The sequence below is a fragment of the Hydrogenophaga sp. GW456-12-10-14-TSB4 genome (genome assembly GCF_059424305.1).
Window position 1 is genome coordinate 177,001 of record NZ_JBWKZH010000001.1, and the last position, 13,055, is coordinate 190,055.

The 13,055-nt window shown below is 64.2% G+C and carries 10 protein-coding genes; 3 read left to right on the top strand and 7 right to left on the bottom strand.

The features are described from left to right. Positions 1-26 precede the first annotated feature (26 nt). The 7 genes from AC07ZS_RS00885 to AC07ZS_RS00915 form a co-directional block, all read right to left on the bottom strand. Complete coding sequence (locus tag AC07ZS_RS00885; protein ID WP_492439340.1) at positions 27-2,009, bottom strand: acetoacetate--CoA ligase; 1,983 nt, start codon at positions 2,007-2,009, stop codon at positions 27-29. Further along, a complete protein-coding gene (locus AC07ZS_RS00890) occupies positions 2,006-3,229 on the bottom strand; it encodes a CaiB/BaiF CoA transferase family protein (RefSeq protein WP_056278429.1) in 1,224 nt (407 codons plus the stop codon). Before AC07ZS_RS00890 ends, AC07ZS_RS00885 begins: the two co-directional genes overlap by 4 nt. Before the next feature lie 14 nt (positions 3,230-3,243). After that, the gene (locus AC07ZS_RS00895) at positions 3,244-4,032 is read right to left on the bottom strand and encodes an enoyl-CoA hydratase/isomerase family protein (RefSeq protein ID WP_056278432.1); all 789 of its coding nucleotides are present in this window, start codon (positions 4,030-4,032) and stop codon (positions 3,244-3,246) included. Positions 4,033-4,240: 208 nt separating this feature from the next. Then, a complete protein-coding gene (locus AC07ZS_RS00900; RefSeq protein WP_291086736.1) occupies positions 4,241-5,833 on the bottom strand; it encodes an AMP-binding protein in 1,593 nt (530 codons plus the stop codon). A gap of 99 nt (positions 5,834-5,932) precedes the next feature. After that, on the bottom strand, positions 5,933-6,871 hold the full coding sequence (locus AC07ZS_RS00905) for an electron transfer flavoprotein subunit alpha/FixB family protein (RefSeq protein ID WP_492439343.1): 939 nt from the start codon (positions 6,869-6,871) through the stop codon (positions 5,933-5,935). After that, on the bottom strand, positions 6,871-7,620 hold the full coding sequence (locus tag AC07ZS_RS00910) for an electron transfer flavoprotein subunit beta/FixA family protein (RefSeq protein WP_291086739.1): 750 nt from the start codon (positions 7,618-7,620) through the stop codon (positions 6,871-6,873). Before AC07ZS_RS00910 ends, AC07ZS_RS00905 begins: the two co-directional genes overlap by 1 nt. Before the next feature lie 64 nt (positions 7,621-7,684). Next, positions 7,685-8,290 carry a TetR/AcrR family transcriptional regulator gene (locus tag AC07ZS_RS00915; protein ID WP_291086741.1) on the bottom strand — a complete coding sequence of 202 codons (606 nt, stop codon included), beginning with the start codon at positions 8,288-8,290 and terminating at the stop codon, positions 7,685-7,687. A 151-nt stretch (positions 8,291-8,441) separates the two neighbouring features. Between AC07ZS_RS00915 and AC07ZS_RS00920 the strand changes: the two genes are divergently transcribed. The 3 genes from AC07ZS_RS00920 (at position 8,442) to AC07ZS_RS00930 (ending at position 13,043) form a co-directional block, all read left to right on the top strand. After that, a complete protein-coding gene (locus tag AC07ZS_RS00920; RefSeq protein ID WP_297393952.1) occupies positions 8,442-9,578 on the top strand; it encodes an acyl-CoA dehydrogenase family protein in 1,137 nt (378 codons plus the stop codon). A gap of 78 nt (positions 9,579-9,656) precedes the next feature. Continuing rightward, positions 9,657-10,865 carry an acetyl-CoA C-acetyltransferase gene (locus AC07ZS_RS00925; protein WP_492439346.1) on the top strand — a complete coding sequence of 403 codons (1,209 nt, stop codon included), beginning with the start codon at positions 9,657-9,659 and terminating at the stop codon, positions 10,863-10,865. 45 nt (positions 10,866-10,910) lie between these two features. Next, a complete protein-coding gene (locus tag AC07ZS_RS00930; protein WP_492439348.1) occupies positions 10,911-13,043 on the top strand; it encodes a 3-hydroxyacyl-CoA dehydrogenase NAD-binding domain-containing protein in 2,133 nt (710 codons plus the stop codon). Positions 13,044-13,055 lie beyond the last annotated feature (12 nt).

Below are 13,055 nucleotides of genomic sequence, written 5' to 3' on the forward strand. Positions count from 1 at the left end.
TTCTTCGTGATATTGGTTGGGAGAAACTATCGGGTCTGCGTGGCACGCACGCGCGCAAACTCAAGAAACCAGTCAAGCCTGGCGGGGTTGGCCAGCGCATCGCGGTTGACCACTTTGTCGATGGGCTGGCCGAGCAGCAGCTTCTTGATCGGCAGTTCGAGCTTCTTGCCGGTGAGCGTGCGCGGCACCTCGGCCACGGGAAACACCTCGTCCGGCACATGGCGCGGCGACGCGGCCGCGCGGATGGCGCTCTTGATGCGCCCGATCAGCGGCGCGTCCAGCGCCACGCCCTGGCGCAGCACGACGAACATCGGCATATAGCTTTCGCGCCCCAGAAACTCAAGATCGACCACCAAACTGTCGAGCACTTCGGGCAGCGCCTCGACCACGCTGTAGATATCGCTCGTGCCCATGCGCACGCCGTGGCGGTTGATGGTGGTGTCGCTGCGGCCGTAGATGATTGCGCCGCCGCGCGGTGTGATGCGAAGCCAGTCGCCATGCCGCCAGACGCCGGGGTACATGTCGAAATAACTGTCCAGATAGCGCCGGTTGCCGGGGTCGTTCCAGAAGTAGAGGGGCATGGACGGCATGGGCGCGGTGCAGACCAACTCACCCACCTCGTCCACGACCGGCTGGCCCTGCTCGTTGAAGGCCTCGACGCGCGCCCCGAGGCAGCGCCCTTGCATTTCTCCCACGACAACGGGCAGGGTCGGCACGCCGCCGACGAAGGCCCCTGCGAAGTCGGTGCCGCCGGAGATCGGGTTGATCCAGACATCGCGCCCGACATGCTTGGCAATCCACTGGTAGCTTTCCAGGGACAGTGGCGAGCCGGTCGAACCCACGGTGCGCAGCGGCCCCAGCGCGCCCACCTCGCGCGGCTCTACGCCTGTTTTCTGGCAGGCCGCATAAAACGCCGCACCGGCACCCAGAAACGTCACGCCGACTTCCCCCGCGAAGCGCCACAGCGTGGTGTAGTCGGGCCAGGCCGGGGCGCCGTCGTACAGGCAGACCGTCGCCCCCACCAGCAAGCCACCCACCTGGCAGTTCCACATGATCCAGCCCGTGGTGGAAAACCAGTGGAAGCGGTCTTCGGGACCGAGGTCGTTGTGCAGGCGCATCAGCTTGACCTGCTCCAGCACGATGCCGCCATGGCCGTGCACGATGGGTTTGGGCAAGCCGGTGGTGCCCGATGAATACACCACCCACAGCGGGTGGTCGAAAGGCATTGACTCAATGCGCAGTTCAGCTGGGCCGCTGACCACCTCGCTCCAGAGCACGCCACCGCGCAGCGCGCCCACGCTGGCGCTGCGCTCCAGGTAGGGCAGGAGCACGCAGCGCTCGACGCTGGGCAGCCCGTCGAGCAGCATGGCCACGGTGTCGCGCCGGTCGAAGCGCTTGCCACCCCAGCGGTAGCCATCGACCGCGATCAACACCTTCGGATCGATTTGCCGGAAACGGTCCAGCACCGTGGGCGCCCCCATGTCGGGCGAGCACACCGACCAGATCGCCCCCACGGAAACCGTGGCCAGAAAAGCCACGATGGATTGCGGAATATTGGGCAGGTAGGCCACCACGCGGTCGCCCGGCCCCACGCCCGCTGCGCGCAGCCACTGCGCCAGCGCCGCCACTTGGTCCTGCAGCGTGCGCCAAGACATGTCCGCCCGATCGCCCGCTTCATTGCGAAAAACGATGGCCGGTCTGGCATCCGTAGCGTGCCGGAACACCTGCCGCGCATAGTTGGTGCGCGCGCCCACAAACCATTGCGCGCCCGGCATCTGCCGATCGCTCAGAACCGGGCCATTCCAGTCGTCGAGCGGAAGCTCAAAATAGCCGACGATGGCGCCCCAGAAACCCTCCAAGTCATCCACGGACCATTGCCACAAGGCCTCGTAGCCGGCAAAGCGCACGCCTTTTTCGCGTTCCAGCCATTGTTGGAAACAGGTCAACTCGGCACCCGCGATGCGATCCGCGCTGGGGATCCACAGAATGTCGGGCGAAGTTTTGCTCATGGTTTCCCTACTGCTGCGGTTGCCATGGCAGTTTCGTGCAGGCGCACGACCCCGTCGCGCACCAGTTGGGCAATCTCCGGCCCACCATAGCCCAGTTCGCCCAACACCGGCCCGGTATGCTGCCCCAGCGCGGGAGGTGCCAGCATGTCACCGATCTTGCGCATGCCCGCGGCAAGCTGCGCCGGAAAAGGGATTAGCGGCAGCCCCGGCATCTCAGGATGCTCCACGAAGCGGGCGACCAGCACCGGGTCGGCCATGGCCTCGGACACCGTGTTCACCGGACCACAGGGAATATCGGCGGCCTCGAAGGCTGCCACCCAGGTAGCCGCCGAACGGGTGATGAAAATCGCCTCCAGTTCAGCCAGCAGCGCCGGCCGGTTGGCAATGCGCACCGCATTGCGCTGGTAACGCGGATCGTTGAGCCACTCCAGCCGCTCGATGACGGCGCAAAACCGCTTGAACGCACCTTCATTCACCACCGACACGCTGAACCAGGCACCGTCGGAGCCTCGAAAGTGACGGCTCGGCACAGCAATCGGCAGGTTCACCGCACGAACCGGCTCGCGCTGCTCAACCGCATATTCACCCACCTTGCTGGCAAGAAAATTGAACATGGTGTCCACCAGGGACAACTCCACGCGCTGCCCCTGGCCGGTCTGCTGCCAATGCATCACCGCGGCCAGCACGCCCAACGCGCCGCACATGCCGGACGCCACATCGATGATCGGCAAGCCGATACGAACCGGTGGATTGCCCTCTTCCCCGCTTGCGTAGAAGGCCCCCGTCATGCCCTGCACCACGCTGTCGACCGAGGGCCTGAGCCGGTAGTCGCCCTGCTCACCGAAGGCGCTGACCATGTAGTACACCAGCGTCGGGTTGATGCGCCGCACCGCGTCGTAGGTCAGCGCATGTGTCTCGGCAAAGTCGGGGCGAAAGTTGTGCACCAGAACCTGGGCTTTTGAAATCAGCCGCTCCAGCACCGAGCGCCCAGCAGGGGTGCGTATGTCCAGCGCGATCGACTCCTTGCCCCGGTTGCAGGTCATGAAAGCGACGCTGGAGTCGCCATAAAACGGCGGGCCAAAATGCCGCCCCTCCTCGCCGGTGATCGCCTCGACCTTGATGACGCGCGCGCCCAGATCGGCCAGCACCATGGCCGCGTAAGGCCCGGCAATCAAGCGGGACAGATCGATGACGGTGATGCCACTCAGAATGCCTTGCACGGCGCCGCCCTTTTTTACTTGCTGGCGCGCGAGCGGGTGCGGAAAGCCGCAATGCCGGCGCGATGCTCAGGCGTGTCTTCGAGCACCGCCATGTGCGAGGACACCATGTCCAAGTGCGTGGCGAGCGCCATGGTCTGGCTTTGGTAGACGGCGCGGCGAAAAAAGCGTACCGCCTGCTGCGGCTTGGCGGCAATGGTGCGCGCCATATCGTAGGTGGCGGTCATCAGTTCGGCATCGGGCACCACGCGATTGACCATGCCAATGCGTTCGGCCTCTTCCGCCCCCACCACGCGACCGGTCCAGAACAACTCAAGCGCGCGCGCGGTGCCAATCAGGCGCGGCAAGTACCAGGCACCGGCATCACCAGCCATCAGTCCGATGTTGATATAACTCTCGGCAAGCGTGGCTGAGCTGGCCATCAAACGGATATCGCACATCAAAGCCATGTCGCAGCCAGCGCCTCGCGCAGCGCCGTTGACAGCGGCAATGACCGGTTTTTCCATCCGCTCCAGCGTGAGCGCAATGCGATGCACGTGGCGGTACAGAAAATCCTTGCGTCCCATGCTGTCCATTTCGCTGAATTTGGCCATCTCCTCGAAATCGCCGCCGGCACAAAAAGCACGACCGGCACCGGTGACGACGATGACCTTGACTCGCTCATCAGCTTCGGCCTGCTCAAGTGCTGCGCGCCAAGCATCCACCATCTCAAGATCGAAGGCATTGAGCTGATCGGGCCGGTTGAGGGTCAGGGTCGCAATGCCGTCGGCATCAACCGCAAGCAAGATGGCAGGAACGACGGACATGGAAAACCTTTCTGACGGTGGGATGAACAAGGATCAAGGATCAAGGGCGACTGTCCGCGCCTGCCGGAAACCGCCTGGTTTCGATAAAGGTCATGCGAACATATTGACAGAACGGTGGTTAGTTAGAACCTCAAGCCGAAGCACGCCTTGCAAGCAGCCTGGTCACAGGCGCGGGCGTGTGTTGCACACCCCATGACCTTCCCGACACCTATCGTTCAATGTCCTCGTACAGGGCGCGATAGCTGTCACGCAGCGGATGCTTTTGAATCTTGCCGGTGGAGGTCATCGGCAAGGCATCGACGATGCGGATCGCCTTGGGCACCTCAAAGCCACCGAGATGCTCCTTGCAGTGGTTGATCAACTCGGCCTCGTCGGCCTGCGCCCCTGGCTTGAGCACCACGAAGGCGGTGACCGCCTCGACCCAGCGCGGGTGCGGCAAACCTACCGCCGCCACATTGGCCACCGCCGGGTGGCGCAGCAACGTGGCCTCGACCTTGATGGACGGCACGTTTTCGCCGCCGGTCTTGATCATGTCCTTCTTGCGGTCCCTGAACATCATCTGGCCATCGACCCACATGCCGAGGTCACCGGTGTGGTGCCAGCCGAAAGCGCGTGCCTCGGCGGTGGCTTCGGGATTTTTGTAGTAGCCCTCCATCACGTTCGGACCGCGGTGCACGATCTCGCCGACCTCGCCGGGGCCGAGCAGCTGGCCCGCGTCGTCCATCACCGCCGTGTCGTTGATCAATGCACTGACGCCCCAGTAGGAACCAAAGCGTTTAAGCTGCTCTTCGGGCCGGAAGGCCATGGTGAGCGGGTACATCTCGGTCTGGCCGGTGGCCAATGAGTAATTCGGGCAGAACTCGGCGATCAGGCGGCGCAGCAGGGTCTCGGCCATGGGCGCCATGGCGTACACGCACATGCGCAGGCTCGACAGGTCGCGCCCCGGGCGCGAGGGATGATCGAGCATGGCCTGGTGCATCAGCGGCAAGCCCACCAGCAAGGTCACCCGTTCACGCTCGATGGCGTCGAGCATGGCGGCGGGTTCGAAAGCGCGCATCACAATCACCGTGCCGCCGCCCGCCAGCACGCCGCACATCAGCGTGTGCTGGGCGCAATGAAAGAGGGGCAGCACGGCAATGTTCACGGCATCGCGCCACACCCCCAACTCAAGCGCGTTGTTCATCGCTGCCATCACCACCGACAAATGGCTTTGCATCACCCCTTTAGGGCGGCCGGTGGTTCCGCTGGTGTACATGATCTGGGCTACGTCGCGGTCATGAATTTCGACCTCGGACTCAGTGGCAGACTGCGCAGCAATCGCTGCAGCGAAGCTGCAGAAAGCCCCAGCCCCCTCGCCTTCCAGCACCCATCCGCGACCGGGCTGCGCCTCGATGGCTGCACGCAACTCCGGGCGCACCAGCAGAGCGGCATCCACCAGCAGGAAGCGCGCCTCAGAGTGGTCGATGATGTAGCGAACGTCATCCAGCCCCAGGCCGGTGTTGATCGGCACCCAGATTAGGCCGGCGCGATGGATGCCGAACATGGCCACCAGGAACTCAAGCGAGTTATTGCATAGCGTGGTCACGCGGTCACCTCGCACCAAGCCAGCGGCCAGCAAGGCATTGGCGCAGCGGGTCACGCGCTCATCGAGCTCACCGTAGCTCATGCTCTGATCGCCGAGCACGAACGCCGTCTTGGCGCGGTCTCGCGCTGCCGAGCGGCGCAGGAAGTCGCCGATGGCCACGCGGGCAATTGCGCCAGGGGATGGCACATCAGCGATGACGGAGGTTGATGGGCTCATGATCGATGTCTCCTACTTTTTGAATTGTTTGGCCGGTGCCGCCGACCATACTGCCAGGAACAGGCCTGGCCTCTGCTTTACCTCGGCATCCGCTGCAACCTATAACGCAGTCACCAATTCGGGCACCGCTGTGAACAGATCCGCCACCAGCCCATAGTCGGCCACCTGGAAGATCGGCGCTTCGGCGTCCTTGTTGATCGCAACGATCACCTTGCTGTCCTTCATGCCGGCCAGGTGCTGGATGGCGCCCGAGATGCCAACCGCCACGTACAACTGGGGTGCCACGATCTTGCCGGTCTGGCCGACCTGGTAGTCGTTGGGCGCGTAGCCGGCGTCGACGGCGGCGCGCGAGGCGCCGATCGCCGCGCCAAGCTTGTCGGCCAGCGGCTCCAGCACGGCGTGAAACTTGTCGGCCGCGCCCAGTCCGCGTCCGCCCGATACGATGACCGATGCAGCGGCGAGTTCCGGGCGCTCCAGCTTCACCACCTCACGCCCGACCAGGGTGGTCAAGCCGAGATCGCCAGCCGCGTCCAGCGTCTCGACCGCTGCCGTGCCGCCCGCACCGACCGGGTCGAAGGCGGTGGTGCGGATGCTCAGCACCTTGATGGCATCCTTCGATTGCACGCGGGCCAGCGCGTTGCCGGCATAGAACGGGCGCAGGAAGGTGTCGGGCGACTCGATCGCGATCACGTCCGACACCTGGGAGGCGTCCAGCAAGGCCGCCACGCGCGGCAGCACGTTCTTGCCAAAGGCGGTGGCTGGCGCCAGCACATGGGTGTAGCCGACATCGGCGCGCACGCGTGAGCGCACCAGCTCGGCCAGGTTCTCGGCCAGGTGGGCCTCTAGGTGCGCCGCGTCAACGTGCAGCACCTTGCTCACGCCCCCAACCGCCGCCGCAGTCTGGGCCACGGCAGCGCAGTTGCGGCCCGCCACCAGCACATGAATGTCGCCGCCGATGCGCGTGGCGGCGGCAATCGTGTTCAGCGTGGCCGCTTTGAGTACGGCGTTGTCGTGTTCCGCAATGATCAGGGTTGTCATCAGATCACCTTCGCTTCTTCTTTGAGTCGTTTGACGAGTTCGGCCGGGTCGGCCACCTTGATGCCGGCCTTGCGGGTCGGCGGCTCGCTGACGTTCAGGGTCACGGTGCGTGGCGCAATGTCGATGCCGAGCTCGGCCGCCTTGATCACCTCCATCGGCTTTTTCTTGGCCTTCATGATGTTGGGCAGCGTGATGAAGCGCGGCTCGTTCAGGCGCAGGTCGGTCGTGATCACGGCCGGCAGCTTCATGGCCAGGGTTTCCAGGCCACCGTCGATCTCGCGAGTGATGGTGGCCGTGTCGCCGCTGATCTGCACCTTGGAGGCGAAGCTGGCCTGGGCCCAGCCCATCAGCGCGCCAAACATCTGGCCAGTCTGGCCAGCGTCGTCATCAATCGCCTGCTTGCCGAAGATGGCGAACTGCACACCTTCTTTTTGGGCCACATGCTGCATCAGCTTAGCCACCGCGAGCGGTTCGAGCGCGGCGTCAGTTTCAACCAGCACGGCGCGATCAGCGCCGATGGCCATGGCGCTGCGCAGCGTTTCCTGGCAAGCCGCCGGGCCACAGGAAACAACGATCACTTCAGAAGCGACACCGGCCTCCCTGAGGCGCACCGCCTCTTCGCATGCGATCTCGTCGAAAGGGTTCATGGACAACTTCTGGTTCGCGAGATCGACTCCCGAACCGTCGGACTTGACGCGGGCCTTGACGTTGTAGTCCAGCACCCGCTTGACGGCGACCAATATCTTCACTTTATCTCCATGTGACTAAAATAAACAATTGAAAACGGTAAGATGGAAGCCGAATCCGGCCCGTTCAATCACTGCTCACTCCCGATGCGGCCACACGAGGAAACAGCATCGCGTACATGCGCTGCGCCAACGCATCGATGTCCAGACGCCCGCCAGGCCGGTACCACTGCGCCGTCCAGTTGAGGGCACCGAGAACTGTCTGGCGCACCAACACGACATCTGTATCGACCAGGCCCAGCGCCGCAGCCTCGCTGATCGGCGTCATCCACAAGGTCTCGTAGGCGTCGCGCGATGCCATCACCCGGGTCTGGGCGGCCGGCGAAAGGCTGCGCCACTCATAGAGCAGCACGGTCATGGCGTCGAGCCTCGTACCCAGCAAAGCCTTCAGGTGGCTGCGCACCATCGACAGCAGCCGCTCGGGCAAGCGAACTTCGCCAGCCAGCCCGTCGCGCACCGACCGCATGATGTCGCGAACACCCTCCTCCATGATCGCCACCAGCAGATCCTCCTTGGTCGCGAAATGGTAGAAGAGCGAGCCTGAAGTCATGCCCATGGCTTGGGCAATCTCGCGCACCGAAGTGCGCTCAAAACCCTGGCGCCGGAACCGGCTCGCCGCGGCCGCCAGGATCGCATCTCTGCGCGAGAGTGGGTTGTCTTGCTCCTTTGCCATGCCGTATACTATATCATCTAACAAGCGTTTGGTCGATTGGTTTGTCTATCGTGCGTTGGGTGCTTCCGGCGCTTTCCCACGTGGACGAGCAACTCTTCGAGACCGTCGGCCATGCCAGTGCCAATGCCAATCGAACTTCATGGACAGACCCATGCTCAACCGCACCCTCTTCGGTGAAGAACACGAACTCTTCCGGGACCAGGCACGTCGCTTTCTGGAAGAAGAAGTCATACCTCATCACGCCGGCTGGGAAAACGATGGCATCGTGCCGCGCGCCGTCTGGCGCAAGGCCGGCGCCGCCGGCCTGCTGTGCCCCGCCATACCCGAGCAATACGGCGGCGGTGGCGGTACGCGCCTGCACAGTGCTGTGCTCATTGAAGAAGTCTCGCGCGCCGGCACCAGCGGCATTGGCTTCGGCCTGCACTCCGACATCGTGGCACCCTACATCCTGGCCTACGGCACCGAGGCGCAAAAGCGCAACTGGCTGCCGAAGATGGCCACCGGCGAAGTGATTGGCGCCATCGCCATGACTGAGCCGGGCGCGGGCAGCGACCTGCAAAGCGTGCGCACCAGTGCGGTCCGTGACGGCGACGAACTTGTGATCAATGGTCAAAAGACCTTTATCACCAACGGCCAGAACGCCGACGTGGTGATCGTTGTCGCCAAGACCGACCCGACGCAAGGCGCCAAGGGAACCTCGCTGGTGCTGGTCGAGACCAATCGCCCCGGCTTCACGCGCGGGCGCAATCTCGAAAAAATCGGCATGAAGGCGCAGGACACCTCGGAACTCTTCTTCGAAGACGTGCGCGTGCCGGCCAGCAACATCCTCGGCGGCGATGGCAAGGGCTTTTTCCTGCTGATGCAGGAACTGGCCTGGGAGCGCATGCAGATCGCCATCGGCGCGGTGGCGGGCGCCGAGGCCGCGCTCGAATGGACCCTGGCCTACACCAAGGATCGCAAGGCCTTCGGCCAGCGCGTGATCGATTTCCAGCACAACCGCTTCAAGCTCGCCGAAATGAAAACCGAGGTGCAGATCGCACAGGTCTTTGTCGACCGTCTGCTCGGCCTGCTGATGGACGGTCAACTTGATGACGCCACCGCCGCGATGGCCAAGTACTGGACCACCGACCTGCACTGCAAGGTGATCGACCAATGCCTGCAGATGTTCGGCGGCTTCGGCTACATGTGGGAGTACCCGATTGCCCGCGCCTATGCGGATGCGCGCGTCGCGCGCATCTACGGTGGCGCCAACGAAATCATGAAGGAAATCATCAGCCGCACGCTGTAGCAACTGCTGCCAGCCGCCTGCCGCTCTTCCGCCCTCTTGCCTATCGCATCCCCAGATTCAGAAAGAAGGAAACCCAACATGACCGAAGCATTCATTTTCGACGCCGTGCGCACGCCGCGCGGCAAGGGCCGCAGCGCGGGTGCGCTGCACGGCACCACGCCCATCAGTTTGGCCATTACCGCGCTGCAGGCACTACGCGACCGCAACACCCTGGACACCGCCTTCGTGGACGACATCATCCTCGGCTGCGTCGAACCCGCCGGTGAGCAAGGCGCCAACATCGCGCGCGTTGCGGCCATTGCCGCCGGGTACCACGAAAGCGCTGCCGGCGTGCAGGTCAATCGCTTTTGCGCCTCGGGCCTGGAGGCCTGCAACATGGCCGCCGCCAAGGTGATGTCGGGTCAGTCGCCACTGGTCATCGGCGGCGGCGTGGAGAGCATGAGCCGTGTGCCCATGGGCACCAGCGGCGGTGCCTGGGCGATTGACCCAGCGGTGGCGATTCCGACCTATTTCGTGCCGCAGGGCATTTCGGCCGATCTGATTGCCACGCTTTACGGCCACAGCCGCAGCGACGTCGACAGCTACGCGGTCGAAAGCCAGCGCCGCGCCGCACTCGCCTGGGCCGAGAGCCGCTTCGCCAATTCGATCGTTCCCGTGAAGGATGTGAACGGTTGCATCGTGCTTGAGCGCGACGAACACATGCGCGCCGAAACCACGCTGGAGTCGCTGGCCAAGCTGGAGCCTGCTTTCAAGGTGCAGGGCGAGAAATACGGCTTCGACGCGGTGGCCATTCAGCGTTATCCCGAGATCGAGCGCTTGGTGCACGTGCACCATGCCGGCAACTCATCGGGCATTGTTGACGGCGCGGCTGCGGTGCTGGTCGGCAACGCCGAAGTCGGCAAACGGCTGGGCCTGAAAGCCCGTGCCCGCATCCGCTCGTTCGCCTCCATCGGCAGCGAGCCCACCATCATGCTGACCGGCCCCTCCTATTCGGCGGAAAAGGCGCTCAAGCTCGCTGGCATGAAGGCCAGCGACATCGACCTCTATGAACTGAACGAAGCCTTCGCCTCAGTCGTGCTGCGTTTCATGGAAGTGATGAAAGTCACGCACGACAAGATGAACGTCAACGGCGGGGCGATTGCGATGGGGCACCCCCTGGGCGCGACTGGCGCGATGATTCTGGGCACCCTGCTCGACGAACTCGAGCGGCGCAACCTGTCGACCGGCCTGGTCACGCTGTGCGTGGGCGCCGGCATGGGCACAGCCACCATCATCGAGCGCGTCTGAAGCCTCGGCACGACGTGAACCTCATCACAGACCTGGATCACCAACATGACGATTGACTACAAGCTTGATGCCGATGGCATCGCCACCATCACCTGGGCCATGCAGGACGTGCCCATGAACGTCCTCAACGAGCAATCCATTCCTGCCTTCTCCGACGCCGTGCGCAGGGCCGTCGCGGACGCTGCCGTCAAGGGCGTGATCGTCACCTCTTCCAAGCCCGAGTTCATCGCCGGTGCCGACCTCAACATGATGCTCGCCATCACGGACGTTGCCGAAATGATGGACTTCGTCACCCAGTTGCACGCCCTGATGCGCGGCATTGAGAAAAGCGGCAAGCCCTTCGTCGCGGCCCTCAACGGCACCACGCTGGGCGGCGGCTACGAGGTCGCGCTGGCCTGCCACCGACGCATCGCCGCCGACAACCCCAAGGCCCAGATCGGCCTGCCCGAGGTGGGCCTTGGCCTGCTGCCCGGCGGCGGCGGCACGCAGCGTCTGCCGCGCATGATCGGTGTGCGCAACGCGCTGCCCTTCCTGCTCGAAGGCAAAAAGCTCGCCCCGCAAAAAGCCCTGGAAGCGGGTCTGGTCGATGAAGTCGTGCCGGCCGACCAACTGCTGGCCCGCGCCAGGCAGTGGCTGCTGACTGACGGTGCCGCTGCCGCTGTTCAGCCCTGGGACCGCAAGGGTTTCAAGCTGCCGGGCGGCGCCGTGCAAAGCCCCATGGGCTACGACACTTTGACCGCTGGCAACGCCATGCTGCGCGCCAAGACCTTTGGCAACTATCCCGCACCTGAGGCGATCTTGAACTGCGTCTACAACGGCTGCCAGATCGACATCGACACCGGCTGCAAGGTCGAGATGCGCGAGTTCGTCAAGCTGACGACCGGCAAAGAGGCCAAGAACATGATCCGCTCGCTGTTCTTTGGCATCCCCGCCGCCAGCAAGCTGGCCTCCCGGCCCAAGGGCGTGCCTCAGGCCAGCTACCGCAAGGTCGGCATTCTGGGGGCTGGCATGATGGGCGCGGGCATTGCCTTCGCCGCCGCCGAGGTCGGCATGGAAGTGGTGCTGCTCGACAGCAGCACCGACAGCGCGGCCAAGGGCAAGGCCTACAGCGAGAACCTGTGGAACAAGCGCGTGGCCGCCAAGCGCATGACCGAGGCCGAGTGCACTGACAAGCTCACCCTGATCAAGCCGACCACCGACTTCGCCGACCTGACAGGCTGTGACATTGTGGTCGAAGCGGTGTTTGAAGACCGCGCCATCAAGGCCGACGTGACGCGCAAGGCCGAGGCGGTGATCGCCCCCGGCGCCCTCTTCGCCTCCAACACCAGCACCCTGCCCATCAGCGGGCTGGCCGAGGCGTCCGCACGTCCGGCCAACTTCATCGGCCTGCATTTTTTCTCGCCAGTCGACAAGATGCCGCTGGTGGAGATCATTCGCGGCCAGGCCACCAGTGACGAATGCCTGGCCCGTGCCATGGACTTCGTCAAGGCGATCCGCAAGACGCCCATCGTCGTCAATGACAGCCGCGGCTTCTACACCAGCCGGGTGTTCTCGACCTACGTCGGCGAAGGCCTGGCGCTGCTGGCCGAAGGCGTGAAGCCGGCGCTGATCGACAACGCCGGGCGCATGGCCGGCATGCCGGTGGGGCCGCTGGCGCTGGCCGACGAAGTCTCGCTCGAATTGATGGCGCGCATCCGGAAACAGACCGCCACCGACCTCGGCAAGGCCTACCAGCGCAGCGCCATCGACGACGTCTGCGACCGCATGGTGGACCAGCTGGGACGACTGGGTAAAAAAACCGGCAAAGGTTTCTACGACTACCCACAAGATGGCCAGAAACAACTGTGGGCAGGCCTGGCGCAGGCGTTCCCGCTGGCGGCCACGCAACCCACGGTCGAAGAGGTCAAGCAGCGCCTGATGTTCATCCAGTCCGTCGAAACGGCACGCTGCCTCGAAGAAAAAGTTCTGCTGGCACCAATCGATGCCGATGTCGGCGCGATCCTGGGCTGGGGCTTCCCAGCCTACCTGGGTGGCCCGATCGGCCAGATCCACAGCCAGGGGGCGTCCGCCTTTGTCAAAGTCTGCGAGAGCCTGGCAGAGCGGCACGGTGCGCGCTTCGCGCCGCCGCAGTTGCTGCGCCGCATGGCCGCCCAGGGTGAGCGTTTTTACGACCTGTAAGCAGGCCTGTGA